Origin of the sequence: Roseivirga seohaensis subsp. aquiponti (assembly GCF_001267955.1) — a bacterium.
Lineage (GTDB): Bacteria > Bacteroidota > Bacteroidia > Cytophagales > Cyclobacteriaceae > Roseivirga > Roseivirga seohaensis.
The window spans coordinates 154374-181361 of the sequence record NZ_JSVA01000003.1; the positions used below are offsets into that span (position 1 = coordinate 154374).

The window sequence follows — 26988 nt, forward strand, 5'->3', positions numbered from 1 at the left end:
TTGGCTTCTATAGAGCGATTAACCTTTTTTAACGCTGTTTAATTTCCTCCCTTTCTATCTGTTTCTGATTTCCAGTGATGCCCTCAAGGGTGGGCTTTTGATCAATTAACCATTTAAAGCCTCTAAGTCTTCGGTCGGGCTGGACTATCTGAGGTTCGGGGATAAGTCTACCGTCTACTTCGCGATATGTTCTTAATTCGGTTACTACATTTTGATCGAAATAGAGTGCCATGTTTGAACAACTCAATTTATTCATGGTTACAGCGCCATTTTTATCGAAAGCAAAATATATGCTTTCTCCGTTTCCGAAAACATCTGTTTTACTAATAATGCCTTCTTTAAAGTCGACAACCATTTCTCTTCCTTTTACCTGATTAAAGTTCTGGGCTGAGTCTTGAGAAATAACGAAAGAATTTTGGTTCAAAAACATTTTCGAGATTCGATTATTTGCCAACTGAATTTTAATCGAATCGGCAGAAATTTGGCTATCAGCATTCCAGATTAGGGGCGAACTATACATATAAATAGTCGAATCCATCATATTGTATGAAAGTGAATCAGCCGCACCCTGAAAATCAGATTTATATAGTTGAACATTATTAAAAGCGGTGAGGTATTTCCTTCCGAGCTCTTCATTTTGTACAGACTTCAAGGTGTCACCTTTAATAAAAAGGCTATCACCTTTCATGATTTTACGCAGATAGGCATTATCATAAACAATAGCAGTGCTTTCTATTTTGTTGTACCGAACGTGATCACCGAAAGCAGTAATTGAATCGGCAAAGGATTCCATTTTCACATTCATGTCTCCTTGATAATACTTGGTGCTATCATCAGCAATAAGTTTGTCTCCGTAAATGCGGTAGTCAGCTGTTTTGATCCATCCAAAGTAAACTTCACTGTATTTTTCAAGGGATTTATAAAGAAAACCAACTTTGGTTGAAAGCGAGTCCCCATCTGCTGAAACCGCCAGGGTTTTCCCTTTGGTAATAGATACTTTTTCTACTGTGGTATACTCTAGCGAGTCGGTGTCGAGTGTAAAGTCTGGGTTGGTGAGGTTAACAGAATCTAGAAAAAGTGCCGATTTGGTTTCCGAATAGTAATAACCTCGCTTACTCTTCAACACATTTGTGCTGTCTACCAACTTACCGCCATTATAGTAATAGCCTGTTTGTGTGTTTCTATCATAATCCAGAAAATTGGTATAGAGATTTGTGCTGTCGTCTTTTAGCACTACATTTTTTCGCATTTTAGCTATGCCCGTACTTCCTGAATACTCCATGTAATCTCCAGAAAGGTCTAAATTGTCTTCTGTGTCGATAATTCTTACATGACCATAGGCAATGGCTTTGTTTGTACTTGAGTATAAGTAGGCCGAATCGCAATAAATCACGGTACTGCCTTGTACCAATTTTACTGAGCTAATCAGCCTCTGAAGTGGCTCTCCATTCTGGGTTCCATAATGTAGGTATACAGCAGTATCGACTCGCACCCTCTTTTGGGCTGAAACCCAAGTGGTAGTAATTAGAAATAAAAGTAAAAATAAGGGTCTGATCATGTTTTCGAAAGTGCAAAATTATCGATTTATGCTAATTTTGATTCATGTTGAATAGGTTTTTGAGTTTTATCAAAAAGCATGCCCTCAATTCGGAGGGAGAAAAGTGGCTGTTGGCGGTGAGTGGGGGCGTGGATTCCATGGTGCTTTTAAACCTTTGTCATCAGGCTGGTTTTAATATTTCGGTTGCGCATTGCAATTTTAATTTGAGGGGAGAAGAGTCTGATGCAGATGCTCAATTTGTGAAAGAAACCTGTTCTAGGCTTAAAGTACCCTATTTTGAAAAACACTTTGACACAAAATCGCATGCTTCAGCGCATGGTATTTCTACCCAAATGGCAGCTCGTGATTTACGGTACGCTTGGTTCAATGAACTTTTGGAGGAACAGAATTTGGATCAATTGGCGGTGGCACATCACGCTCAAGATAATTTAGAAACGATATTACTGAACTTGGCCAGAGGTACATCTATATCTGGTTTGAGGGGAATGCTACCGAAATCAGGAAATATAGTTCGTCCGCTTTTAGGCTTTGAAAGAGACGAAATCGAAAACTTCGCGAAGCAAGAAAGTATTCAATGGCGAGAAGATAGTTCGAATGCTTCGGATAATTACAAGCGTAATTATTTGCGTCATCAGGTAATTCCTTTGTTCACTCAACTCAACAAAGGTTTCTATTCTACTTTTGAAAACACGCTCGAAAAGAACCTAGAAGTTGAGAAGGTTTTTCAAGAGAAGATTAATGCCTTAAAACCTTATATCGAAAAAGCAGAGGGTGGTTACCGATTTTCCAAAGACCAAATTATACAGAGTGGTATTGGTGCTTTTCAGCTTTCTGAATTGTTAAAACCTTTTGGATTAAATTACGAGCAAAGCAAAGAGCTTTTATTGGCTTTAGAAGGAATTTCTGGAAAGATTTTCACCACCAAATCGCATCAGTTTACCGTGGATAGAGCGTATGTTTTTATTACCCTTCATCAACCCAATAAATTGGAGTCTTTCTTAATTGAAGAAAGGCAGGGGCAGTTTAGCCTTTCAGGTCAAACTTATAAAGTGGAACGATTGAATGGTAATATTAAGTTGGATAGAAATTCAGCAAAAGCTTTTTTAGACTTTAGTAAACTGATTTTTCCTTTAGAGGTGAGGACTTGGAAAGAGGGTGACCACTTTTTTCCTTTAGGTATGAAAGGCAAAAAAAAGTTGAGTGACTTTATGATTGACCAGAAAATTCCTCTAAACTTAAAAGACCAGATAAGAGTATTAACTTCTGAAGGAAATATTGTTTGGGTGATTGGTTACAGAATTGACAACCGATATAAAATCACCGAACACACAAAAGAAGTTTTAAGCATTAGCCCAAATTAGATAATGTATAATCCATTTAAGAAAACATACAGCCAGTCCGAAAAGGAACAAATCAACTTTTTGAAAGGAGTAGGGCCTTTTAGAAAACTTACGGATGATCAGCTTTTTGTTTTTGTGCCTTATTTATACACCAGAAAATACAGAAAGAACGAGGCGGTTTTCTTCGCTAAAGACCCGAGTCAGGCAGTATATATTGTAAACCACGGTGTAGTTTCTTTGAGTTTAGAGCGTAATGGTTCTTTTGAAGAGTTAGACCAAGCTGGGAAAAAGGAGTGTTTTGGCGATAATGCCTTTGTTTTAGATAATCATAGACTTTACAGTGCTATTGTGGTGAGCGAGGATGCAGAGATTTTTGTTCTACCTCAAGGTAATATTATGGATATTTTTGAATCCTATCCAGAAATTAAAGCTTCAATATTAGAGTGCTTGATGGAACGTTACAATCACTATACAGAAAGCTTATTTAAGGCCTACAAAGAGTCCTTCGGATTTTTCGAATTAAAACAGGCCTATTCCGATCATCACAATTCAGAAAGAAACCGTAGCCTCTAAGTTTTATTTAGACGTTTCGCTTGTTATCTTTGTTCATCTAATTAATTTAAATCAAATCCAGTATACCCTATGAAAGTTACAGTAGTCGGTGCCGGAAATGTAGGCGCAACCTGCGCAGACGTTTTGGCCTATAGAGAAATTGCCAACGAAGTAGTGCTTTTAGACATTAAAGAAGGTGTTGCAGAAGGAAAAGCACTAGATATTTGGCAGAAAGCTCCTATCAATCTTTACGACACAAGAACAGTTGGTTCTACCAACGATTATGCTAAAACAGCAGATTCTGATGTTGTAGTTATCACTTCGGGTTTACCAAGAAAACCGGGTATGACCAGAGATGATTTAATTCAAACCAACGCTGGTATTGTTAAAAGTGTAACTGAAAATGTTGTAAAACATTCTCCAAACGCAATCATTATTATCGTTTCAAATCCTTTGGACGTAATGACTTACCAAGCACACATTACTTCTAAATTTCCAAGAACTAGAGTAATGGGTATGGCTGGTATTTTAGATACCGCAAGATACAGAGCGTTTTTAGCTGAGGCCTTAAACGTATCGCCAAAAGACATCCAAGCAGTATTGATGGGTGGTCATGGTGATACCATGGTGCCACTTCCGCGCTACACTACTGTTGGTGGTATTCCTGTAACTGAGTTGATCGGTAAGGAAGAGCTAGACGCAATCATTGAAAGAACTAAAACTGGTGGTGGCGAATTGGTAAAGCTAATGGGTACTTCAGCTTGGTATGCGCCAGGTTCGGCAGCTGCTCAAATGGTTGAGGCGATTGCAAGAGATCAAAGAAGAGTATTCCCGGTTTGCGTTAAGCTAGAAGGTGAATATGGAATTAAAGATTGCTATTTAGGTGTGCCAGTAATTTTGGGTAAAAATGGTATCGAAAAAGTAATCGAGCTTGATTTGAACGCTGAAGAGATGGAGCTATTGAAAGTTTCAGAAGGTCACGTAAAAGAAGTAATGAACGTATTGGATAACTTAGCGTAACCCATACCGATTTCTGATAAAACAAAAATCCCGATTCACAAGAGTCGGGATTTTTTTATGGGTATATATGTCCCGTCCTGAAATAGCGCTGAATCCAAAGTAATGTTTCTCTTAATCTAGGCCTCTCCGTTTTTCTTGGCTGCCAGGCGCATTTCTTCGCTATTCCACTGGCGGCTATCATCAATAATACCGCGCTTTAAATCTTCTTCTAATTGTTCCTCTTGTTTTTTAATTTCTTCACGTACTTTGAAAATATACTCCTTTGTGTCCTTAGGCTTTTCAGTTAGTTTTCTAAGCATTTCCTCATCGTACTGAATAAATTTTTGAGATTGACGATGTACGGTATATTTCCTATGCCCCATATTAGTCAATACATCAGCAGCCATTTTCACGGAAGTATCAAGCGATTCACGATATACATTTTGAATTCCAAGCTCCAAAAGTTCATAAGCATCGTAACGATTCTTCGCTCTAAACATCAGTTTCAAATGCGGGTATTTTTTAATTAACGTTTTAGCAAAAGGAATAGCAACATCGGGGTTGTCAATTGAGCAAATCAAAATCTTAGCTTCTGTAATTCCAGCCGATTCAAGCAGATCTATTCGAGTGGCATCGCCATAATAAACCTCAAACCCCATTTTTCTCAATAAATCTACCCGGTTTGAGTCATGATCTAGAATAGTAGCTTCAACTCCTGAAGCCCTTAGAAAACGGCCAACAGTGCTTCCGAAATGTCCAAAACCAACCAGAATCACTTTATGGGTCTTGGCAATATGATCAATAGGTCTTTTTTCTGCTTCCTTAGTGCCTACCTTAGGTAAAATCAATCGCTCGTTTATAATACCTATAATAGGGGCTATGGTCATACTTAATGCGGTAACTACCAGCATCATATCAAGCTGTTCAGTATTTAAAATATTTAAGTCGAAGGCAAAGGAGAGCAGCACAAAAGCGAATTCCCCAACTTGCGCCAAGCCAACAGTGAGTAATAATTTTTGGTCAAGTTTGAGATTAAAAATGGAGCCGACAATAAACAGGACAATAGCTTTTAAGAGAATAGTACCAAGAAGCAGACCTGTAATAGTAAGTGGGTAAGTGCTTAAAACTACAAAGTTAATGGACGCACCAACTGCCATGAAAAATAAACCTAGTAATAATCCTTTAAAGGGCTCTAGAGTGCTTTCCAATTCATGTTTGAACTCACTGGTAGCCAAGACCACACCGGCTAAGAAGGCGCCTAAAGCTGGGCTTAGTCCAACTAATTCCATTAGGAAAGAAATACTCACAACAATAAGTAGAGAGGATGCTGTAAGTAGCTCTCTTACTCTTGCTTTAGCTACTAATCTGAGCATTGGCACTATTACATAACGCCCCAGAATTACCACTAGAATAACTGAAGAGAAAACAGCAAGTGCTTGCAAACCAATGGGTAAACTGTCGAGTAATGATCCGTGAGCTTCAGTTGTAACTGACGTTGTAGCAGGAGGAATGTCGTCAGTTTTGGCGAGTAGAGGAATAACCGCCAACATAACGATGACGATAATATCTTGAAAGAGCAAAATAGAAAAGGAGGAAGCACCATAAGTAGTGTCCATCAAGCCCTTTTCTTTTAGTGTTTGAAGCGCTATGGCGGTAGAAGACAAAGCTATGGCCATGGAGATGGTAAGTGCCACTTGCCAGTTTACTCCAAGTAAAATCAAGATAAAGTAGGAGAGAAGCATCGTCAATATAACTTGAGCACCACCCATGCCTACAATGGTTTTGCGCATCTGCCAAAAATTTTTGGGCTCTATTTCTAGGCCAATCAAAAAGAGCATCATTACAACGCCAAATTCTGCAAAATGCATTATGTCTTCACCTTCGTTGCCAATAAAGCCCAAAACGTAAGGTCCAATAAGGATGCCTGCTAACAGATAGCCAAGTACAGAACTTAATCCAAGTCTTTTAGCAATAGGTACACAAATGACCGCACCCGCCAAAAGAACAATTGCATTAAAGAGAATACTACCGCTCATTCGTCTTTATTTTTTTGAGTAAAGGTGTATCATTTAAAAAATCACAATCCTTGGTGATTTTAAATGCTTTGTCTTCTTGCAGTGCACTAATGAGCTGATCGTATTGATTAACATGAATCTCTAGATCTTCTTTCGATAGATTATGTGTGCCCATCACTGTAAATGGAGGCAGGTATTCCATGCCACACAGGCGTGCGGTTTGTTCAAAAGGTCTCAAAAACTCATTCACAGAATAATGGTTGTTTCCGCTCGAACAATATACTTCTCGAGTACCGCCCGTGGTAATTACATTTAAGCATTTCTTATCTTGAAGTGCATTTCCCTTCGGACCATAAGCCCAATTAAATTCTAACACAACATCTATCCACTGTTTCATAAGCGGAGGGCAATTGTACCAGTAAAATGGGTGGTGCCATATAATCACATCGTGCGTATTCAGAAGCTCTTTCTCCTTAGGTAAATCAATATTGAAATCTGGGTATCGCTCATAAAGATCATGAAAGGTGACACCCTCACGATGCTGTATTTTATCCACAAGAGCCTTATTCGTTTTTGAATGTTCGAATTTAGGATGAGCAAATAAGACCAATACGTTTTTCATTCTTATGATTTAGGTGACAAAGAATTTGACGCTATAAATAGTTCCTTCAATGTTGTACTTCACTTAGATTTTGAATACAGTTGATTGAGCAGAAGTTCTTTTACTCTTCTATGGCTTCATAAATTAGTTTGTACATATCGTTCCAAAAGGCATTGTCATTAAAAGGTACAATTTGAGTCATACCTACGAACACCATTTCTTCTTTAGGGTCAATAAAGAACTTGGTGTTGAAGTACCCACTCCATTCGTAAGTGCCAGCCGATTTGGGGCTTTTTTTGTTTTCGCTATCTAAATAGACAGTGAAACCCAACCCGAAGGATTGGCCTGAGTTATTCTCTTTATAGTCTGTAATTACATTCGGCATTTGGTCACTCGACATTTCTTTCAAGGCTTCTGCGCCTAAAATATTGCCACCGCCTAATGCCAACGTATTAATGAATTTGGCGTAATCCATAGCGGTAGAAGTAAGGCCACCGCCTCCTGCGAAAATATTTCTGGGGCCTTCCATTGGATAACTTGCTTGAGCAGCCATTCCCATTTCATCTAAAGTAATGAGTTGCCCTTGCGCTTTGGTATAAACGGGCACTAAACGATCGAACTTTTCTTTGGGTAAATAGAAATAGGTGTCTGTCATTCCAGCCTTATCGAAAATGTGTTGCTTGAAGTATTCGTCTAAAGGCTGATTTGAAACCACTTCAATCACTCTGCCCAAAACATCCATGCTGAGTCCATAAGAAAATTTTGCACCTGGCTGATGAGCTAAGGGTACTTTGGCCAGTTTGTCAATCCACTCTTCTGTACTCCAAGTAGGGTGAGAGAAACCTACGTTCATATTATATTTCTCGTAAACCGCCATCAACTTTCCAGGGTTAAAACTTCCGTAGACAATGCCCGAAGTGTGGGTTAGGAGGTTGCGGATGGTCACAGGTTTTTCTACAGGTACTGTTGTAAAACTTGAGTCGGAAGGCTCGAACGTATCAAGTACTACTTGGTCTTTAAATGATGGGATATATTTATAAACGGGATCATCCAAGTCAATTTTTCCTTGTTCATACAGCTGCATAATACCAACTGAAGTAATGGCTTTGGTCATGGAAGCAATTCGGTAAATATCATCGTTCTGGTAAGCTTTTTCTTTTTTAGAAGTTCTGTAACCAAAGCTTTTATTGTAAACTATTTGACCATTTTTGGCCAATAAGAATGTTCCCCCTGGAAGTCTTTTTTCATCAATGGCTTGCATGATGAGATCATCTATTTCTGATAATTTATCAGCAGAAACACCAACACTTTCAGGTTTTAAGTTGGTTTTAAGTGCTGTGTTTTCATTGCATGAATAAATTGAAACACAGAGTAAGAGGAGTAAGGCTAGCTTTTTCATTAGGTCGATTTTGATGAGAAGATAAGCACAATGAACCAAAAGATTTTTACCACTTATAAGTTTATAAGAAAGGTAAAGCTGTCAACCTCTAGTAATACTCAAAAAATGTAACGTTTGCTAGTCACCAAAAGAAATACCGATGCCTTTGGCAGCATGCACCAAATAGGAGAGTGGATCTACATTATTGTAGGCTTCGGTAGCGGCTTCTAATGATACTGAACTGATCTCATTGTTTTTAAAGGTGACCATTTTTCCGAAATCACCCGCTAAAGCCATTTCCATAGCCTTTACCCCATATTGGGTTGCTAAAACTCTGTCGAAGGCATTTGGACTGCCTCCTCTTTGTAAATGGCCAAGCACCATTTCACGGATATCTGCCTTACAGCCGACATTTTTCAGTTGTTGGGTAAGCTGATAAGCTACACCTCCCAAACGTAAGTTTTGGTAGCCTGCTTCATCGCTTTTTCTGGCCGTAATACTCCCGTCTTTTGGTTTTGCTCCTTCTGCTATTACAATGTTTACAAACCCTCTACCGTTATTGTATCGCGATTCAATTCTTTCTTTTACGGCTTCAATATCATAAGGAATTTCTGGAATTAGGCAGATTTCAGCTCCACCAGCTATGGCTGAATGCAGTGCAATCCAACCTGCAGAGCGTCCCATCACTTCAAGAATAATTACTCGGTGATGACTTTCTGCAGTTGAAACCAGTTTGTCTACAGCGTCTGTCGCTTCTTGCACTGCGGTTTGAAACCCGAAAGTGTAATCGGTGGCAGAAAGGTCGTTGTCTATGGTTTTCGGAACACCCACTACGGGCATCCCTTTATCGAACAAGGCTTTACTGATACGCTGAGAACCGTCTCCGCCAATACTGATTACACAATTAAAACCCATTTCTTTTATCATGTGCACCATTTCGTCTGAACGATCTATGGTTTCAACTTCTCCATTTTCTTTAGTAATGGTGAAGTTGAAAGGGTCTGATTTAGTAGTAGTACCCAGAATGGTACCGCCTTTTACATGAATACCCGCAACGGTTTTATTGGTAAGCCTAATAATTTCTTGCGGTGCACGAAGTACACCACTGTAAGCTTCGATACTACCATATACTTCTACATCGCCTTCATGATCGGCTCTTTTAACAATAGCTCTGATTACGGCATTTAGGCCAGGGCAGTCGCCACCTCCAGTAAGTACTAGTATCTTTTTCATGCTATTTCTTTATGAATCATTTCAAGATGAGAGAACCCTCCAAAAGTTGTTATTATAAAGCTATGCAAATTCATCTCGATTTAGATGTTTGTTTAAGCTTAACTTTTGGAGGGTTTCCTTATGCTTATTTGAGTGCTAAAGTTATAAACAAAAAAACTCCTGAATTTGATTTCAGGAGTTTTGAATTTTAGTGGTTAAAAAGGAATTAGTCCTTTTTGGCCATCCTTAAACGAGTGCTCTCGTCTAACCATATTTTTCTCATTCTTATTGATTGAGGAGTGATTTCTAAATATTCATCCTTTTGAATGTATTCCATGGCTTCTTCTAAAGAGAATCTACGCGGAGGAACAATTTTAGAGTTGTCGTCAGAGCCTGACGCACGCATGTTGGTCAGTTTTTTTCCTTTTTGAATGTTTACCACCAAGTCATTTTCACGGCTATGTTCGCCAATAACTTGACCTGTGTAAAGTTCTTCTCCAGGAGCAACGAAGAATACACCTCTGTCTTGAAGTTTATCAATAGAGTAGGCAGTACCTGGTCCGTTTTCCATTGAAATTAGAGAGCCATTTGCACGGCCTTTAATTTCACCTTTCATTGGCTGATACTCTTTAAACCTGTGGTTCATAACGGCCTCACCAGCAGTGGCGGTAAGTACGTTGTTTCTTAAACCAATTAATCCTCTTGAAGGAATTTCGAACTCTAAATGTTGTTGGTCGCCTTTCGGCTCCATAATTTTAAGCTCACCTTTTCTTTGGGTAGCCAATTCAATTACTTTACCTGCAACGTTATCTGGCACATCAACGACCAATGTTTCGATTGGTTCGCATTTCTTACCATCAATTTCTTTGTAAATAACTTGTGGCTGACCTACCATAAGCTCGTAACCTTCTCTACGCATGGTTTCGATCAAAACAGAAAGGTGAAGGATACCACGGCCAAAAACCAAGAACTTATCTTCAGAATCAGTATCCTGAATTTTAAGAGCAAGGTTCTTTTCGATTTCTTTGTATAGTCTTTCTCTTAAGTGTCTTGAGGTTACAAATTTACCTTCACTACCAAAGCCAGGAGAGTTGTTGATGGTAAACAACATGTTCATTGTTGGCTCATCAATTTTTAGCCTTTTTAATGGCTGTGGATTATCAAAATCGGTAAGGGTATCACCAATTTCAAAACCTTCTAAGCCCACAATAGCACAAAGATCACCTGCTTTTACTTCGGTTACTTTAGCGCGGCCTAAGCCTTCAAAAACCTGTAATTCTTTAATTCTAACTCTTTTAACAGAGCCGTCAGCTTTGGTTAAGCCCATTGCTTTTCCTTCTTCCAATTTACCTTGGTACACTCTGCCAATTGCAATTCTACCTACAAAAGAAGAGTAGTCGAGAGAAGTAACTTGAAACTGAGGAATGCCATCAGGAGAAGGTGCTTCTGGAATTACTTCCAATATTTTATCTAAAAGAGGGAAGATGTTATCAGTTGGTTTTTGCCAATCGGTACTCATCCATCCTTGTTTAGAAGAACCATAAATGGTATGGAAATCTAATTGTTCTTCTGTAGCGTCAAGATTGAACATTAAGTCAAAAACTTGCTCATGAACCTCGTCAGGTCTACAGTTTTCTTTATCAACTTTATTTACTACTACGATTGGTGTAAGGCCAAGCTCAAGTGCTTTACCCAATACAAATCGTGTTTGAGGCATTGCACCTTCAAAAGCATCAACAAGCAAAAGAACACCATCGGCCATTCTTAAAACACGCTCTACCTCACCGCCAAAATCTGCGTGACCAGGAGTGTCAATAATATTAATCTTAACTCCTTTATAAACAACTGATACGTTTTTAGAAAGAATGGTAATTCCTCTTTCACGCTCTAAGTCGTTGTTATCCAGTATTAAGTCACCTGTTTCTTGATTCTCTCTGAAAATCTGAGAAGCGTGGATGATTTTATCTACCAAGGTTGTTTTACCGTGGTCAACGTGTGCGATAATCGCGATGTTTCTTATGCTTTGCATGACAGCTTAAAATTGAAGGCGCAAAGGTAAGGATTCCGATTTAATAATTGTGATTTCTTTATTAAATGAATATTAGCAAGCAACCGAACTGATCATTATATGTTCACAGAGCAACTAAAAAGGGCTATCTTGTTGAAATAAAGGTTACTGGGTGTTGTTAGAGGTTATACAAATAACTTTGTTTTAGGTTGATAAAAATACCCATGTGTGGAGAAATTACGCTATGTTACTTTAACAAAAGTAGGTTCTAGAGTGTTTTTTACAGCTTTTGATCATGGCAAGATTTTAGAAATATATTACTCATGAAACTCTCTCTCTCAAAAACAGCATATGCCCTTATTATCATTGTACTTGGTGTACTAGTTTTAAAGCAAGGTGGCTTTTTGTTTATTCCATTAGCTTTTGCCTTTATTGGCGTGTCTTTTTATCTAAAGCCCGTACAGTGGTTAGAATCAAAGGGGTTCAACTCCTTTTGGTCTATTTTCACCCCTTTGGTTACAGGTAGTATCATTATTTTTTTTGCTGGCTACTTTATGGTTTCACAAATTGTAGGTGTGGCTAAATCAATGGATTCTGATGTGAACATTGAGAATGCATCTGGCAAAATTGCTGAGTTCTTCAATGATAAAGTTCCAGATGGAATGATGTCGGTAGATAAGGAGGAAGTTTCTGAAAGTATGAAGAATATGCTGGGTAATTTGGGCATGCCGTTAATCGGAGGAACTTTTAAGGCTACCGGTTGGGTAGTAAGTAATGGTACTTTAGCTCTTGTATTTACATTTCTTATTTTATTGTACCGAAAAGGTATAGCCGATATAGTAACCCATTTAGGGAATAAAGCCAATGCTAAAGAGCATACCGAATTGCTTTTGAGGCTGACCAAAACAGGGCAGCAATATATGTCGGGGCTTGGGTTATTGATCGTAATTCTAACTACTCTATATACAATTGCTTTTTATGCCTTTGGGCTCAAATATTCACTTGTGTTTGCTTTTGTAGCGGCTACTCTGGCTATCATTCCTTATATCGGTACTACGCTTGGCGCCTCACTACCAGTAATTTACGCCTATATTACTTACGATAATCACTATATCGCTTTAGGTCTTATAGGTTGTATAATCCTTATTCAGAGTTTAGAGGGTAATTTCCTGACACCTAAAATTGTTGGAGGAAGCATGAAGTTAAACCCATTGGCTTCGCTTATGGCCTTAGTAATCGGGAATTACATTTGGGGTTTAGCCGGAATGATTTTGTTCTTGCCTTTGGCAGCCATGGCGCGTATTGTTATTAAGGAAATAGAACCTTTGAAGCCACTGGCTGAGTTGTCGGGTGAAAAAATCACTAATACGGATTAAACTAATTGGTGTAGGGTTTAGTGCGAAAACTTATTTTGCTAAGTCTATAATTGCCTGAATGGTTTCTCCATTATTAACACCTAGTCCTTCTTTTTGGAGAACTAATTCGCCTTCTTGGTTGAAAACACTGATGATGTTAGAGTGAGAAAAATCCATTGGAGAAATTTTCTTATAGTTCACGGCCAATACAGCAGCAAACTCACGAGTGTCACTTTCTGAACCTCTTAAGAAAAGCCATTGGTCTGAATCCATTTCGTTTTCAATAGCGAACTCTTTCAGCCTTTCAGGTGTGTCGGTTTCTGGGTCTATACTGACTAGTACGAATTTGACGTTTTGCTTTTTTTCATTAGGTAGTTTTGATTCTATATCCCTCATGTCTGCTACTAGGCGTGGACAGGCTACCTGACATGAAGTATAAATCATTACCATTACCAAAACGTCTCCTCTTAAGTCTTTTAGTTCAGTTTCTTTATTGTTCTGAGACGTCCAAACCGAAGGCAGGTTGTAGATAGAGAGTTCAGAAAGCTCTTTATTAGTTTCTGCTACTTCTTGTTTCTTCTTGTTTCCGCATGAAGAGAACAGGAGGGTGATGATTATGACAAATACGGAGAGATTTTTCATCTTGAGGGTTTGTTTGCTGTGAGTTACACCATTTTTTAAAATGGCTTATTGATTAGTATTCACATCTTGAATACATCTAAATCCAAGATTTTTAATTGAGTACTGCGCCTTAATGCTGCCTCTAAAAGCATAACGCATAAAGGCCGCGTAATTCATTAGGTCTGAAGCACCAACTGCCGCGCTACCGCAAAACAGGTCGCTGTCTTTATCCACATCTTTTCTGGATTCACCTGAAATGAGTACAGAATTAAAATCTAAAGTCCATTCCCAAGCAGCACCGTGTAAATCGTAGATTCCCCAATAATTTTTGAATGTGGAGCCAATAGGGTTTTTGATGGTGTTGGAAGTTTCATACCAACTTAAAATATACTTATTGTAGTCCTCTTTCTTTCGGGCATCAGGCGAAACAGCATCGGCCATTGCCGCATATTCCCATTCGTCTACAGTTGGAAGCCTTTTTCCTTGGTATTCACAATAGGATTTGGCGGCAAACCAAGAAACACTTGTAATAGGAGCATCGGGGAGAAAGTCTTTACTGAATGTTGTATCATTTTCCCAGTTGGCTAAATAGCTGGCATCTGCATACAACTTAAGGACTTTACTTTTTCTCCATTTAGGATGGTCAATTACAAACTGTTGGTATTCCGCATTTGTAACAGGGTAAACATCCATGAAAAATGAATTCACTTTTACGGTAGCAGAATCGACCCCGTATAAGGGGATGAATTCACCCCCTTTAACCAATACCATATTCTTTTGTTGCGCCAATGTAGTTAGCGGTATAATTAGGCAGAGCCAAGTGGTCACTATCTTTCCGTAAAAAGAATTCATTTCGATCAATTTTTATTTAATGTTTCTTCTGCTTTTCACCATTGCACCAGTAACCTCTGACTTGTTATTGCCCCAGTTGTTATAAACATAGGTCAATACACTGGCTATTTCATTGTCGGTTAGTGTTTGCTTGGTCATTACACTGTTGTATTTCGTGCCGTTAACAGTAATCTCACCAGATTTGCCATGCAATACAATGTCTATCGCTCTGTTTACGTCTGCGTTTAAATAGTCAGCCTTTGCCAAAGGAGGGAAGATGGTTGGAATACCTTGACCTTCTGGTTGGTGACAAGCGAAACAGGTTTGTTGGTAGACCGTTTTACCCAAATTCAATTTTTCTGCAAGCGATAACTCTTGAGGTGCCTCTTCCTTGGCGGTAGCTGTAGATGGCATTGTTTGAATACCGCTACCTTCTGGTAGGTAAATGCCTTCCATTTGCGTTCCAGAGTAAACTTGTTCATCTTCTTCGCCTGAAACTTTTAGCATACCTAAAGCTCCTTTATTAAAAGCTCTGAAGATAGAGTGATCAACCAATACGAGAGTTCCTGGTACATCTACTTTGAATTCAACCATAGCAGCCCCACCTGCAGGAATTAGCGTAGTCTGTACGTTCTTGTTGACCATAGAGCCACCTTCAACAGATACTTTATCGAAAATTTCACCAATCACGTGGAAAGAAGATACAAGGTTAGGGCCTCCATTTCCAACAAAGAGTCTTATGGTTTCACCAACATTTGCAGTCAGGGCGTTATCGCCAGTAAGTCCATTAACTTGACCGTTGAAAACTACATAATCAGCATCTTCATTTACAGCCTTTTGCATATCGAAGGCCTGCAAACCACGCTCACCGTTGGCACCTTTTGTATAAAAGTCGCCTTGCATTACATAATATTCTTTGTCAACCGGAGGTAAACCACCTTCTGGCTCTACTAAGATTAAGCCGTACATTCCGTTAGCAATGTGCATTCCCACAGGGGCAGTAGCGCAGTGGTATACATAAAGCCCTGGGTTTAAGGTTTTAAAAGAGAATGTTTTTTCATGACCTGGAGCAACAAATGATGATTCAGCTCCTCCTCCAGGACCAGTTACAGCATGTAAATCAATATTGTGAGGCAACTTGTTGTCTGGGTGATTTGATAATGTAAATTCTACTTCGTCACCTACACGAGTTCTGATGAAACTTCCTGGTACTGAACCCCCGAAAGTCCAATAGATGTACTTTACTCCATCGGTCATGGTTCCTTCTTGTTCAAGGATTTCCATGTTTACAATCACCTTTTTGGCTTTTCTATCGCCAATGGGAACTGGAACGTTTGGTGGAGAAGTTAGGTCTGCAATGACTTGGCCTGTTATAGGCATGTCTTTTGGGTTTCTAATCGTGGGCTTGTCATTCGAACAGGAAGGTAGAATGGCTATAAAAAGCGCCAAAACCATGGCCTTTTTAATGTCCCAAAATGAGTGGTTGGCAGTGTTTTTCATAGTGCTGAATTTAGCTGTGTGGAATCGACTTATTTGTCTATATAAAAGTAAATTATAAACATGCTGGACTATATGATCTAGGTCATGTTTTAGCATGATTTAAACTATGTATTATCGGTGTAATCAACTGATTAATGGTTATGTATGTGTTGTTTTGATGAGGCTACTAATTGCGGCTTAGTAACTGTTTTTCGGTTTTGGTACTTTTGAACAGGTTAGGAGTAATATCAAGCATTATCCAAACCCAATTGTTCGTATTATTGTCGGAGTTCCCTTTTAAAATCTCCATGCCTTCAGATGCGAAAAGCTGTGAATAGCCTACCTTTAAGGAGATACTCTTTCGTACTGCGTGAGAAAACACCAAGTCTACTTCGTTACCCAATCGCTTTTTGCTGCTACCTGCTAAATCTGAAGCTGCTGAGAAGTTGTGTAAGGTTACAGATAAGCTGCTTTTAGCATTTAACTTAGTGGTGTTGGTAAGGTAAACATCGGTCAAGCCTACGTTGGGGTAATGGTTGCCCACATAGAAATAGTCCATCAAACCATTGAACTTATGATTGGTGCCATACAATGGGTTAAAGGCTTTATTCTTTTGGTTATTAGGCGCTCCATTATCGTTTCCACTGATTATTTCTGCACCAAATACAACTTTCGATTTTTCCGAAACTTGATAGTCAGCAGAGAAAGCGAGGAGGTAGGCGTTTAGGCTACTGTTGATGATGTCTTTCCCACCTTGGTAATAAAGGTTAGAGGATAACCCAAGCTTGTCCTTTTTGTAGTTGGAGTGGATTCCAACAGTTTGGCTATACCTTACTTCATTGTTCTGATTGTTGGTATTGTCAATGTGCTGCAAACCATTGTTCAAAAATAGAAAACTACCTGAAAAATTAGTCCAATCCTTGTGAAGCCACATGTATTGAAAGGTTTTATAGGTACCTAAAATGTTATAGTCGTTTCCTGTGAGTTGCTCGTTCGTCTGATTGTAAGCCAAACCAACATCTAGTTTGAAGCCCTCATTTTGCCATTTCAATTGCAAGGCGTCATGACTTCTCCCTTGGGTGGCCCAATCCACATTTCCAAAAATTCGACTGTCGTCATAAATGATTTCTTGACGGCCAGCCTTAATTGCGAATGATTCAGACAAATAAACCTTTGCCCAAGCCTGATAAATCATGAGACCGTTTCTATCGGCTGTATTTAATTGGGGGACATCGCCCCAAACACTGATATTTTGAAAACTCAGCAATACATCAAGATTTTCGGTCTTGTAATCAATATTTAGGCGAGTTCTCTGTCCAATGAATGCTGCTGGATCGGTATTGTCTGGAAATAAGGTTTTGTAGCCATGCCGGTATTCAAAGCGACTTCTCAGCTGAGCATCTACACTGATCTGCGCATGGAGGTTTGAAAAAATGGTTAAAAACAGCACTACGAATATTCCCTTTTGTATTCCCATAACACACTGGTTTTATGTCGAATACAAAAGTTGTATGAAATGCTAGGCTAGTCTATGATTTTAATCACCCAATTAGATGATATAGATTGGTAGAAATAAAAAGGTTTTGAATTTATTGAATCAAAGCGTCCTTAAGCTAATACTTTTTCTTTACTCCCTTAATCGCAGGTTCGTTCCATGGATCATCGGGCCAAACGTGTTTAGGGTAACGTCTTTTCAGTTCTTTCTTCACTTCAAAATAAGCATCTGACCAAAAGCTCTTTAGATCCGAAGTGATTTGTACTGGTTTAAAACCAGGGGAGAGCAGGTGCAGCAAAACGGATTGCTTGCCTTCATTCACCTTTGGCGTTTCGGCCAAGCCAAACACTTCCTGAATGCGAACGGCCAATACAGGCGGTTCGGCATTGTCGCGGTACATCAGCTTAATTTTGGAGCCACTCGGTACGGTCAAATGCGTTGGAGCCTGTTTGTCTAACTGTTGCTGTTGTTCAAAATTAAGGCTGTGTTGCAGCACTTCTTTTAGGTTGATTTTCTTTAAATCGTCAGGCCGTTTGACGTTGGCTAAATACGGACTCAGCCATTCAGCATTGGTTTGTAAAAGGCTAGAGGTGCTTACTTCTGGCCATTGTTCTTGCGGGTTCCACTTCCTTAAACTGAGAATTCTGTTTTGCCATTGCTGAACCTCTTCGTTAAAATCTAGAAGTTGTTCACCTTCCTTTTTTAATGCTTCAGAAATGGCAGCCACCTTATGACTTTCATCTGGCGAGGGCAGGGGCTTGCTTTGCAATACGATGCTACCAATGCGTAAATCCTTTGTGACAATCAATCCACCTTCACTGGTATCCCAAGTAATGACTTCCGTTTCTTTTACCAAAGGTGCTAAATCGCGAGGGTTCAAAGGCGAAGCCATAAAAATTTTGCCCATTCCTTCACGGGCGTCAATATGGCAAATGGCCAACCAAGGTTCATCGGCCAAGTCTTCTCGGTGGCCTGCCATAGCATAGCGACCATTGGAAAGTTGGAATTGGGCATTGTTACCGGGACGCGCAAAGGCAATTCTTTCGGGGTAAGCACGGGTAATCAGCACGCCTGTTTCAAAAGGATCAACACTGTTATTGTCGGGGTCGATATTGAAAAGACTACGATATTGCTCTGCAATTTTCTCGATACGGCCTATTTTGCGGTTGTCGCGGTTTTCTCGCCTATGGACTCTGAGCGCCTCAATTCGGGTGTTGATGTCAATGCCTGCTTCTCGGCCCAGCGGATCTCTTTCTTCTAATAAAGCGGCAATATCAGTGGCCAATTCCAATTGATCATCTTCTTCGGCCATCAGCAGCATATGCGCAATTCGTGGATGACAAGGCAAACGAAGCATTTTCTTACCATGTGCTGTGATTCTACCGTTTTCTAATGCTTCTAACTGATGCAATAAATCGGTGGCTTGCGCTAAAGGGCCTTTCGGAGGAGGCGTAAGCCAAGTCATTTGTTGCACGTCCGTTATACCCCATTGCGACATGTCGAGGACTAGTGAAGCCAAATCTGCTTCAAGAATTTCGGGGGTAATGTGCTCGGTTAATCGTTGTTGGGTTACTGCAGACCACATGCGATAACAAACTCCTTCGCTCAATCGGCCAGCCCTTCCTGCCCGTTGGTCGGCTGAATCTCTTGAAATACGAACCGTTTCTAATCGAGACAAGCCAGAGTTAGGGTCGAATTTAGAGGTGCGTCCAAAACCACTATCCACCACTACTTTAATACCTTCAATGGTTAAACTGGTTTCGGCAATGGAAGTGGCTAAAACTACTTTTCGATTTCCATTTCTATCTGGTAAAATGGCTGCAGCTTGTTGCCTTTGGGGCAGCGAACCGTAGAGCATATGGATGGAAAACCCACGTAGTTCTCTCCTTAAAATTTCGTTGGCGGTATGGATTTCCCGCTGGCCGGGCAAGAAAACCAGAATGTCACCTTCATGGGCTTTTGCGGCTTTCATCACGGTTCTGGCACAAAGCTCGGCCATTGAAAATTCATCAATATCGTTTTCGTAACGCACTTCAACTGGATATTGCTTGCCTTTACTGACTATGGCAGGCGCCTTCAACAGTGAAGTTAATTGCGGCATGTTCAGCGTGGCCGACATAACCATAATGCGCAAATCGCTGCGCAAAACTTGTTGAGCTTCGCGGCAGAGCGCCAAGGCTACATCGGCATGGATGCTGCGTTCGTGGAATTCATCAAAAATAACCAGGCCCACATTCTCCAAAGCATTATCGTTTTGGATCATTCGAGTCAGAATTCCTTCGGTAAGTACTTCTATTTTAGTGTGTTCAGAAGTTCTGTTTTCAAACCGAATCCGAAAACCGACTGTTTGGCCCACAGGTTCTTCCAAAAAGTAGGAGAGGCGTTCGGCAATGGTTCTGGCGGCCAATCTTCGTGGTTCTAGCATCAATATCTTCTTTCCTTCCAACCACGGCTCGCTCAGCAAAGCAAGAGGAAGAAGCGTGCTTTTACCAGCTCCTGGAGGTGCATTTACGATCAGCGTATTTCCTTGGCTAAGGTGCTGGCGCACATCGTCAATAATTTTGGTAACGGGAAGCTGAACGGAATGCGGATCGAATGACAAAGCTTGATTAAATTTAGATTAGATGAGTAAGCAAAATTAAGCTGCTTTTATTTAGCTTAAAAACCCTTTGGGGCAAAAGCTTTGAATGACACTAGCGGTAGCAAGGATTGATGAAAATTATCCTAAATTGACCCCGTACACAAATTGATTATTACACCATGAAAAAGCCCATTTTATCGCTTATCACATTTTTTATCGTTTCCTCGCTAAGCTTTACGAGTTGCCAAACGCCTTATGAGATCACTCAGGATGAAGTGACAAGAGTTGTTTCCACCTTGGCTTCCGATGAAATGGAAGGTCGAATGATTTTTACTCCAGGAATTGAAAAGGCCTCTCAGTTTATTCAGGAAGAGTTTAAAAAGGCAGGTTTAGAGTATTTGGAAGAAATGGACAGCTACAATCAGCAGTTTAATATTTATTCGATTGCTCCAGAAAGCATGGCAGCTACATTGAATGGAAAAGCGATTGACGCGGCAGATATGATGGCCATGTCGAATTCTGAAGGTTTTGATTGGACGAATGTTGCCGACTTAAACGTAAGAACGATTGGTGCTAAGGATAATTTTCAGAGCGCTTACAATGAAATTAGAAGAGGAACAGGCAAGAATTTGGTATTGGTAAATCCTGCGCACAAAGATATATTCAATCGTTACAAAGGCTTTTCATCACGTGGAAGCAGAGTGGTTGCTTTAGACCCTGACAATGCTACTGTGATGGTAATTTCTGATTTGACCGCAGTATCGTCTGTTGATATTGAAGTGCAAAATACGGTAACCACACAAAGCCTTTCTAACGTAACAGGAAAAATTACAGGGAACAGGACCAACGAAATTGTTCTTTTTGGAGCGCATTACGATCACTTGGGTATTCGTGAAGGTATGGAAGGCGATAACCTTTTCAACGGGGCTAATGACGATGCTTCTGGTACTACAGCAGTAATAGAATTGGCGAAATACTTTGCCGCATCGGGCAAGAAGCCAGAAAGAACAATCGTTTTTGTAGCCTTTACGGCTGAAGAAAGTGGGGGATATGGCTCAAGACATTTCTCTGAACAATTGAATCCAGACGAAATTGTAGCCATGTTTAATATTGAAATGATTGGAAAAGGAGCGAAAGAAGGGCCAAACACGGCTTGGATTACAGGTTTTGAAAAGTCTAGCTTTGGTAAATTATTACAAGATGCAGTGGAAGGAACGGAATATACCTTCTACCCAGATCCTTACCCAACTCAGAACTTATTCTACAGATCTGACAATGCTACATTGGCGAGATTGGGCGTTCCTGCACACTCTATCAGTACTACGCAAATCGACATTGATCAGGATTACCATAAAGCTTCTGACGAAGTAAGTACTTTGGATATGGCGCATATGACCAATACCATTAAGGCCATTGCTAAAGCTGCAGAAGGAATGATCTCTGGTGAACAAACGCCAACAAGAGTTGACCCAACTGGTTTAAGATAAACAGAACAGAAACTTATTAAAAAGGCTCATTCGCATTTGCGGATGAGCCTTTTTTGTCTTGAGGTTATTATGCCATCTTTTTGTGACGGTACTTCCGTTTGGCCAGTAAAAATCTGTGTCTCATATCATCGTAAATCAGCCCCGTTAATAGAATCAAGGCTGCTATAATCAGTACATTTAACTGGATTTTCATGTAAAGAAAGCCTCCAAATATTCCCCCTAAAAAGAAAAAGGTAATGATGTAGATTCTCAACTTAATAGTTGAAATGATGCTTTTGCTATTGGTTTCTTTTTTAAGAAAAAATAACTGAGACAGTTCGATGCCTAAATCAGTAAAAAGCCCTGTGAGGTGGGTTGTTCTTACCACCGCATTCGATATTTTAGTCACGAATGAGTTTTGCACGCCCATAGCAAAAAGCAGCAGGCAGGCAATTGTATTTGGCGATTGAAGGGTAGATAAATCTGTTAGTATAACAACCAGCAGTAGAATGGCAGATTCAAGTAATGTGGGTAAAATAAAAATATTGAGTTTTTTAGTCCTCATCGTCCATTCTATAAGCAAACTTGAGGTGAAAGACCCTAAAAGAAAAGAAAGGATATAGAGAAAGTAGGCCAAGCCATTTGAGAATTCGAATTCTAAAATGTCGTTAATAAATAAGGCAAAATGCCCAGTAACGTTAGTGGTAAGCTGATGTATAGCCAAAAAACCAGCTAGGTTTACAATTCCGGCCACAAAAGAAAGCACGATGGCGATTCGTAAGTTGTTTTTAAACGTTCTTCTTTTACCCTGATGTCTGAACATTTGCTTTGGTGCCAGTCGCTAGGTTTATAAATTCTATACTTTTTTTAATTGTGGGTGAATTATGAGTAGCCTCAATATTTATTACAAAATTGATGAAAATATTAACTCTTTAGTGGTGACTAAGGAGTTAATATTTTAGTGAGAAGTAGGGTAGGAAGTAAGCTAATTGGAAGAGCAATGACGATTTCTCATTTGAAATGTTTAGACAAAATATTCTGAACCAGTTCTATTCCCAGTGGCTTATTTACAAAATCTTGAATTTCGTTTAGTCGAGAAGCCATTTCCTGATCGGCAGGGTTTAAGGAGGTGGTGAGCATTACTACTACGATACGGCCTCGTTGCGTTGCTTCAAGTTTCTTGTATTGTTCTAAAAACTCCCAGCCATTCATTGCGGGCATATTTATATCTAAAAAAATAAGGTCAGGACAAGGATAGTTTCCGTCATCTTCTTTCGACTTAAGATATTCGAGGGCTTCAAAACCACTTTCTTTCACTACAATTTTATTAGTGCAGTTTAATTTCCCTATAATGATCTGATTGTAATAATTAGTCGCTTCATCATCATCTATCAATAAAATACAATTGAGTTTCTTCATAAGTTTAAAAAGGTATAGTGAAATAAAAAGTGCTTCCTTTTCCTAGGGTGGATTCTACCCAAATTCTTCCGCCATGTAATTCAATGATTTTTTTACAATGAGCTAACCCAATTCCTGTGCCTGCGTAGTCCGTTTTACGGTTTAATCGTTGAAAAATAACAAAGACTCTATCTTTGTAGCTTTCATTAATGCCTATGCCGTTGTCTTTGAATGAAAACAACCACTGGTTCTGTTCTTCTTTTGCGGAAACTTCAATCAAAGGGTCGATGTCTTTTTGTTTGAATTTGATGGCATTCGCGATTAGATTCTGACACAGTACTCTAAACTCAACTTCATAGCCTCTAATTTTTGGAAGTTTATCAATTTTAATGTAAGCATTTGATTCCTTTATACTTGCGTCTAAGTCCTCCAATGTTGATTTTAGCGCCTCATTGCAATCGATCGACCCTAGTTCTTTTTTTCTTCCAATAAGGCTGTGGTCTAACAAGCTTTTGACAAGTATGCCCATTTTAGAAGACGCCTCCAGAATGAATCGTGTATATTTCTCAGTTTCTTTATCTTCTCCACCTTTATATTTTTGATTAAGCATTTCAGAAAAACCATTGATGGTACGCAATGGCTCTTGCAGATCGTGAGAGGCTACATAAGTAAACTGTTCAAGCTCTTTGTTTTTCCGCTCTAATATTTCTACATATTTTCGAGGTCGGGTGTCTCTAATAATAGCAATAATAAGCATGCCGCTTTGCGTGGATATGGGGCCAAGGCTAATTTCTACAGGAATGTTTGTTCCATCTTTATGGATTCCAAATAATTCCTCCCTATTACTCATTAATCTTGGGCTAGGGTTTTCGGTATACTCCTTTCGGTGTAAGGCGTGGTTTTTTCGGTATTTACTGGGAATTAATACCTCAATTTTTTGATTAAGTAACTCATCTTTCTGATAACCAAACATGCTAAGCGCAGGTGGATTTACGAACTGAATCAATCCACTGCGATCAGCTACTATAATTCCATCGGGAAGTAACTCTAATACCTCAAGACTTACATCTGTCATTAGTTACTATTTAGATTGACTTGTATTTAAATATAAATATATAATATTGAAATTAGAAAGTATTTGCAATATACTTTTTGAGTGGAGAACCACGGTGAAGCATCCCGAATTGGTGAAAAACGGGAATAAATCTTATTTCTAGATTTTCAATCGAAAGTATGGCTTGCCGATACTAGCGAATTGACATAATTGGGGGGATCGTCTCAGCTACGTGAAACAATAGTAGTTATGTAATACCTTGAACGGTCTCAGGATTTCAGATGCTGACTTAAAAAATAATTTATTGTTTTCTTTCGAAATCCTTATAGAGTAAACTCGGCTGAATGCCTTGGTTGTTCTGGTATTTGCCTTCTTTGTACGTGTCGTAATCGCCTTCAATGGTATGATAGAAAATCTGACAAATTTCAACACCCGCATAGATTCGGATAGGCTGTACGCAGAAAATTTCTAAGGTCCAGAAACCATTGAAACCCACATCGCCAAAACCAGCAGTAACATGTATAAATAAGCCTAATCGTCCGATAGAGGAGCGACCTTCTAGCATGGGTACAAACTTAGAAGTTTCGGTGTGCTCCACAGTACGGCCCAAGTAAAGCTTGTTGGTTTCTAAAAGCAATCCTTCTTCAGGAATAATCAGTTTTTCTGTTGGGTTGGGTTGCTTCATGTCCAACTCGTTGTTGGAATAGGTGAGCAGCTCGTGATGTAACTTTAGGTTATAGCTATTTGGGTTAAGCTGAGATGGATTAAAAGGCTCTATATTGATGCCTTTGCCCATTTCTCTTTGAATTTCCCTTCCTGAAAGAATCATATGATTAGTCTATGGTAAAAGAGGTTTCGCCTCCTTTTTCGTCTTTTAATTGAATGCCTACATTTTTGAGGTCATCTCTAATTTTATCGGATAGCGCATAGTTTTTAGAAAACTTGGCTTCTTTTCTTAGGTTGATCAAAACCTCCATTGCACCCTCTAAAACATTGTTTTGAGCGGCATTTTCGGTTTCAGAAACTAGGCCTAACACATCGTTAATAATGGCCTTGAATTTAGTCATAGCAAAGTCAAAAGCTTCCGCATCAATTTCCGCCAGTTCCGAATGGTTTTGATAGTAGGTGTTAACTTTAGAACTGACTTCAAACAAAGAAGCAATCGCTTTTGCTGTATTAAAGTCATCGCTCAAGTTTTGCATGGCTTGGTCTATAAAACCTTTCAGCTCTTCAGATTTCTCTTTAGAAACCTTTCCAGTTCCTGCTGCAGGCAATTTATCGACCAATTGAACGCTGGCCATTAAACGCTTAAAGCCTTTTTCTGCGGCCTGCAAGGCTTCGTTGCTGAAGTCTAGCGTACTTGCATAATGGCTTTGAAGCATGAAAAAGCGCACCGTCATAGGGCTATAACCTCGTTCCAAAAGCTTATGATTTCCCGTAATCAGTTCTTCTGGCGTAAAACCATTGCCTTCACTTTTTGCCATTTTGCGACCGTTTACGGTAAGCATGTTGGCATGAATCCAATAATTGGCGCCTCCGGTGTGGTGGCATCCTTTATTTTGGGCAATCTCGGCTTCGTGGTGAGGGAATTTTAAATCCATTCCTCCTCCGTGAATATCGAAAGACTGGCCCAAGTATTTTGTGCTCATGGCAGAGCATTCCAAATGCCAGCCAGGGAAACCTTCGCTCCATGGTGATGGCCAGTGCATTAAGTGTCCTGCTTCGGCTTTTTTCCATAAAGCAAAATCCAATGGATCGGCTTTTTGATCTTGGCCGGCCAAAGCACGAGTGTTCGAAAGCATATCGTCTACGTTTCTGCCCGAAAGCTCTCCGTATTCGTGCGCTTCGTTGTATTTTCTTACATTGAAATAGACAGAGCCATCCTTTTCATAGGCAAAACCATTTTCAATGATCTTCTTAATAAATTCAATTTGTTCTATTAAATGGCCAGTAGCGGTAGGTTCAATAGAAGGTGCTTGAATATTAAAAATTTGCATTACATCATGGAAACCATTGGTGTATTTCTGCACCACTTCCATAGGTTCGATTTCTTCTAAACGAGCCTTTTTAGCAATTTTATCTTCTCCTTCATCGGCATCACCTACAAGGTGACCTACATCAGTGATGTTGCGCACATAGCGTACCTTATAGCCCAAAAACTTGAGGTACCTAAAAACAATATCGAAAGAAAGAAAGGTACGAACATTACCCAAATGGACATCGCTATACACGGTAGGTCCACAGACATACATGCCCACTCGGTCTTTTACAAGGGGCTTAAAAACCTCTTTTTGTTTAGTGAGAGAGTTGTATACTGAAATTGGGTATTGTTCAATCAGGCTCATTTAAGCTTGTCGTTCACGTAGGTTAAAAATTCTCTTTTGGTTTCTTCTTCTTTGAATTTACCACTGTATTCTACCGTAACCGTAGAAGAAGATTGGTCTGATACACCTCTAGAGCTTACACACATGTGTTCAGCATCAATATATACCGCTACATCTTCGGTGTTCAAAGCACGTTTCATTTCATCAAGAATCTGTAAAGCCAAGCGCTCTTGCACTTGCGGTCTTCTTGAGTAATAATCTACAATTCTATTGATTTTAGAAAGGCCAATTACGTTTCCGTTAGGAATGTAAGCCACGTGCGCTTTACCCACGATAGGTAGGAAGTGATGCTCACAGTTGGAGTAAAGTGTAATGTTCTTTTCAACAAGCATTTCGCTGTATTCATACTTGTTTTGGAAGGTAGAAAGCGAAGGTTTGTTTTCTGGCTTTAGGCCTTTAAAAAGCTCTTTTACATAAAGCTTGGCTACTCTTTTTGGTGTTCCGCTCAAACTATCATCAGTCAAGTCTAAGCCTAAGGTGTGCATGATTTTTTCGAAGTGGCCTTGAATAATAGCAATTTTCTCTTCGTCTGATAAGTCAAAAGCACCTTCGCGCATCGGTGTTTTAATTGAGGACATCACGTGATCGTCACCCATCTCTTCAATTTGCTTCAACAAATCCTCTGAACTTTTACCGTTTTTGTTTTTCATTTATTGGTTAC

22 protein-coding genes are annotated in these 26988 nt (G+C 39.5%); 5 read left to right on the forward strand and 17 right to left on the reverse strand.

Annotation, left to right across the window (positions count from 1 at the left end; genetic code table 11):
- Positions 1-28: 28 nt before the first annotated feature.
- The gene (locus tag OB69_RS02035; RefSeq protein ID WP_053222030.1) at positions 29-1558 is read right to left on the reverse strand and encodes an OstA-like protein; all 1530 of its coding nucleotides are present in this window, start codon (positions 1556-1558) and stop codon (positions 29-31) included.
- A gap of 44 nt (positions 1559-1602) precedes the next feature.
- Here OB69_RS02035 and tilS point away from each other — a divergent pair, with 44 nt between their 5' ends.
- From tilS to mdh, 3 genes are all read left to right on the forward strand, one after another.
- Complete coding sequence (tilS, locus tag OB69_RS02040) at positions 1603-2919, forward strand: tRNA lysidine(34) synthetase TilS (protein WP_053222031.1); 1317 nt, start codon at positions 1603-1605, stop codon at positions 2917-2919.
- A 3-nt stretch (positions 2920-2922) separates the two neighbouring features.
- A complete protein-coding gene (locus OB69_RS02045; RefSeq protein WP_053222032.1) occupies positions 2923-3471 on the forward strand; it encodes a Crp/Fnr family transcriptional regulator in 549 nt (182 codons plus the stop codon).
- A 69-nt stretch (positions 3472-3540) separates the two neighbouring features.
- Positions 3541-4470 carry a malate dehydrogenase gene (gene mdh, locus OB69_RS02050; RefSeq protein ID WP_053222033.1) on the forward strand — a complete coding sequence of 310 codons (930 nt, stop codon included), beginning with the start codon at positions 3541-3543 and terminating at the stop codon, positions 4468-4470.
- A gap of 116 nt (positions 4471-4586) precedes the next feature.
- Here mdh and OB69_RS02055 read toward each other — a convergent pair whose 3' ends face one another.
- The 5 genes from OB69_RS02055 to typA form a co-directional block, all read right to left on the reverse strand.
- A complete protein-coding gene (locus OB69_RS02055; RefSeq protein ID WP_053222034.1) occupies positions 4587-6485 on the reverse strand; it encodes a monovalent cation:proton antiporter-2 (CPA2) family protein in 1899 nt (632 codons plus the stop codon).
- Positions 6475-7086: a glutathione-regulated potassium-efflux system oxidoreductase KefF gene (gene kefF, locus OB69_RS02060; RefSeq protein ID WP_053222035.1), complete on the reverse strand. Its 612-nt coding sequence runs from the start codon at positions 7084-7086 to the stop codon at positions 6475-6477. The genes OB69_RS02055 and kefF overlap by 11 nt, the downstream gene beginning before the upstream one ends.
- A gap of 100 nt (positions 7087-7186) precedes the next feature.
- A complete protein-coding gene (locus OB69_RS02065) occupies positions 7187-8464 on the reverse strand; it encodes a serine hydrolase domain-containing protein (protein ID WP_053222036.1) in 1278 nt (425 codons plus the stop codon).
- 117 nt (positions 8465-8581) lie between these two features.
- Complete coding sequence (locus tag OB69_RS02070; RefSeq protein ID WP_053222037.1) at positions 8582-9676, reverse strand: 6-phosphofructokinase; 1095 nt, start codon at positions 9674-9676, stop codon at positions 8582-8584.
- 205 nt (positions 9677-9881) lie between these two features.
- The gene (typA, locus tag OB69_RS02080) at positions 9882-11684 is read right to left on the reverse strand and encodes a translational GTPase TypA (RefSeq protein ID WP_053222039.1); all 1803 of its coding nucleotides are present in this window, start codon (positions 11682-11684) and stop codon (positions 9882-9884) included.
- Between the two features lie 302 nt (positions 11685-11986).
- Here typA and OB69_RS02085 point away from each other — a divergent pair, with 302 nt between their 5' ends.
- The gene (locus tag OB69_RS02085) at positions 11987-13039 is read left to right on the forward strand and encodes an AI-2E family transporter (RefSeq protein WP_053222040.1); all 1053 of its coding nucleotides are present in this window, start codon (positions 11987-11989) and stop codon (positions 13037-13039) included.
- Between the two features lie 30 nt (positions 13040-13069).
- Here the strand turns inward: OB69_RS02085 and OB69_RS02090 are convergent, their stop codons facing one another.
- The 5 genes from OB69_RS02090 to hrpB all read right to left on the reverse strand — a co-directional run bounded on the left by OB69_RS02090 (position 13070) and on the right by hrpB (position 20046).
- Entirely contained in the window at positions 13070-13660 is a 591-nt protein-coding gene (locus tag OB69_RS02090; RefSeq protein ID WP_053222041.1) for an SCO family protein, read from the reverse strand.
- Positions 13661-13705: 45 nt separating this feature from the next.
- Positions 13706-14491 carry a formylglycine-generating enzyme family protein gene (locus tag OB69_RS02095; protein ID WP_245620766.1) on the reverse strand — a complete coding sequence of 262 codons (786 nt, stop codon included), beginning with the start codon at positions 14489-14491 and terminating at the stop codon, positions 13706-13708.
- 12 nt (positions 14492-14503) lie between these two features.
- Entirely contained in the window at positions 14504-15970 is a 1467-nt protein-coding gene (gene nirK / locus OB69_RS02100) for a copper-containing nitrite reductase (RefSeq protein ID WP_053222042.1), read from the reverse strand.
- A 166-nt stretch (positions 15971-16136) separates the two neighbouring features.
- On the reverse strand, positions 16137-17426 hold the full coding sequence (locus OB69_RS02105) for an alginate export family protein (protein ID WP_053222043.1): 1290 nt from the start codon (positions 17424-17426) through the stop codon (positions 16137-16139).
- 136 nt (positions 17427-17562) lie between these two features.
- Positions 17563-20046, reverse strand: a complete 2484-nt coding sequence (gene hrpB / locus OB69_RS02110; RefSeq protein ID WP_053222044.1) for an ATP-dependent helicase HrpB — start codon at positions 20044-20046, stop codon at positions 17563-17565.
- Positions 20047-20204: 158 nt separating this feature from the next.
- On the opposite strand from hrpB, the gene OB69_RS02115 reads away from it, so the two are divergent.
- Positions 20205-21512, forward strand: a complete 1308-nt coding sequence (locus OB69_RS02115; RefSeq protein ID WP_053222045.1) for a M28 family metallopeptidase — start codon at positions 20205-20207, stop codon at positions 21510-21512.
- A gap of 67 nt (positions 21513-21579) precedes the next feature.
- Here OB69_RS02115 and OB69_RS02120 read toward each other — a convergent pair whose 3' ends face one another.
- From OB69_RS02120 to folE, 6 genes are all read right to left on the reverse strand, one after another.
- On the reverse strand, positions 21580-22314 hold the full coding sequence (locus OB69_RS02120; RefSeq protein WP_053222046.1) for a YoaK family protein: 735 nt from the start codon (positions 22312-22314) through the stop codon (positions 21580-21582).
- Between the two features lie 188 nt (positions 22315-22502).
- Positions 22503-22910, reverse strand: a complete 408-nt coding sequence (locus tag OB69_RS02125) for a response regulator (RefSeq protein ID WP_053222047.1) — start codon at positions 22908-22910, stop codon at positions 22503-22505.
- A gap of 4 nt (positions 22911-22914) precedes the next feature.
- Positions 22915-23964, reverse strand: a complete 1050-nt coding sequence (locus OB69_RS02130) for a PAS domain-containing sensor histidine kinase (RefSeq protein ID WP_053222048.1) — start codon at positions 23962-23964, stop codon at positions 22915-22917.
- 280 nt (positions 23965-24244) lie between these two features.
- Positions 24245-24772 carry a dCTP deaminase gene (gene dcd / locus OB69_RS02135; RefSeq protein ID WP_053222049.1) on the reverse strand — a complete coding sequence of 176 codons (528 nt, stop codon included), beginning with the start codon at positions 24770-24772 and terminating at the stop codon, positions 24245-24247.
- 4 nt (positions 24773-24776) lie between these two features.
- Positions 24777-26288: a cysteine--tRNA ligase gene (gene cysS, locus OB69_RS02140; RefSeq protein WP_053222050.1), complete on the reverse strand. Its 1512-nt coding sequence runs from the start codon at positions 26286-26288 to the stop codon at positions 24777-24779.
- On the reverse strand, positions 26285-26977 hold the full coding sequence (gene folE / locus OB69_RS02145) for a GTP cyclohydrolase I FolE (protein WP_053222051.1): 693 nt from the start codon (positions 26975-26977) through the stop codon (positions 26285-26287). The genes cysS and folE overlap by 4 nt, the downstream gene beginning before the upstream one ends.
- Positions 26978-26988: the final 11 nt, after the last annotated feature.

Bases quoted from the DNA above. Each gene is read 5' to 3' on its own strand.
- OB69_RS02035 (WP_053222030.1), bottom strand. From the start codon at position 1,558: ATGATCAGACCCTTATTTTTACTTTTATTTCTAATTACTACCACTTGG.
- tilS (WP_053222031.1), top strand. From the start codon at position 1,603: ATGTTGAATAGGTTTTTGAGTTTTATCAAAAAGCATGCCCTCAATTCG.
- OB69_RS02045 (WP_053222032.1), top strand. From the start codon at position 2,923: ATGTATAATCCATTTAAGAAAACATACAGCCAGTCCGAAAAGGAACAA.
- mdh (WP_053222033.1), top strand. From the start codon at position 3,541: ATGAAAGTTACAGTAGTCGGTGCCGGAAATGTAGGCGCAACCTGCGCA.
- OB69_RS02055 (WP_053222034.1), bottom strand. From the start codon at position 6,485: ATGAGCGGTAGTATTCTCTTTAATGCAATTGTTCTTTTGGCGGGTGCG.
- kefF (WP_053222035.1), bottom strand. From the start codon at position 7,086: ATGAAAAACGTATTGGTCTTATTTGCTCATCCTAAATTCGAACATTCA.
- OB69_RS02065 (WP_053222036.1), bottom strand. From the start codon at position 8,464: ATGAAAAAGCTAGCCTTACTCCTCTTACTCTGTGTTTCAATTTATTCA.
- OB69_RS02070 (WP_053222037.1), bottom strand. From the start codon at position 9,676: ATGAAAAAGATACTAGTACTTACTGGAGGTGGCGACTGCCCTGGCCTA.
- typA (WP_053222039.1), bottom strand. From the start codon at position 11,684: ATGCAAAGCATAAGAAACATCGCGATTATCGCACACGTTGACCACGGT.
- OB69_RS02085 (WP_053222040.1), top strand. From the start codon at position 11,987: ATGAAACTCTCTCTCTCAAAAACAGCATATGCCCTTATTATCATTGTA.
- OB69_RS02090 (WP_053222041.1), bottom strand. From the start codon at position 13,660: ATGAAAAATCTCTCCGTATTTGTCATAATCATCACCCTCCTGTTCTCT.
- OB69_RS02095 (WP_245620766.1), bottom strand. From the start codon at position 14,491: ATGAATTCTTTTTACGGAAAGATAGTGACCACTTGGCTCTGCCTAATT.
- nirK (WP_053222042.1), bottom strand. From the start codon at position 15,970: ATGAAAAACACTGCCAACCACTCATTTTGGGACATTAAAAAGGCCATG.
- OB69_RS02105 (WP_053222043.1), bottom strand. From the start codon at position 17,426: ATGGGAATACAAAAGGGAATATTCGTAGTGCTGTTTTTAACCATTTTT.
- OB69_RS02115 (WP_053222045.1), top strand. From the start codon at position 20,205: ATGAAAAAGCCCATTTTATCGCTTATCACATTTTTTATCGTTTCCTCG.
- OB69_RS02120 (WP_053222046.1), bottom strand. From the start codon at position 22,314: ATGTTCAGACATCAGGGTAAAAGAAGAACGTTTAAAAACAACTTACGA.
- OB69_RS02125 (WP_053222047.1), bottom strand. From the start codon at position 22,910: ATGAAGAAACTCAATTGTATTTTATTGATAGATGATGATGAAGCGACT.
- OB69_RS02130 (WP_053222048.1), bottom strand. From the start codon at position 23,964: ATGACAGATGTAAGTCTTGAGGTATTAGAGTTACTTCCCGATGGAATT.
- dcd (WP_053222049.1), bottom strand. From the start codon at position 24,772: ATGATTCTTTCAGGAAGGGAAATTCAAAGAGAAATGGGCAAAGGCATC.
- cysS (WP_053222050.1), bottom strand. From the start codon at position 26,288: ATGAGCCTGATTGAACAATACCCAATTTCAGTATACAACTCTCTCACT.
- folE (WP_053222051.1), bottom strand. From the start codon at position 26,977: ATGAAAAACAAAAACGGTAAAAGTTCAGAGGATTTGTTGAAGCAAATT.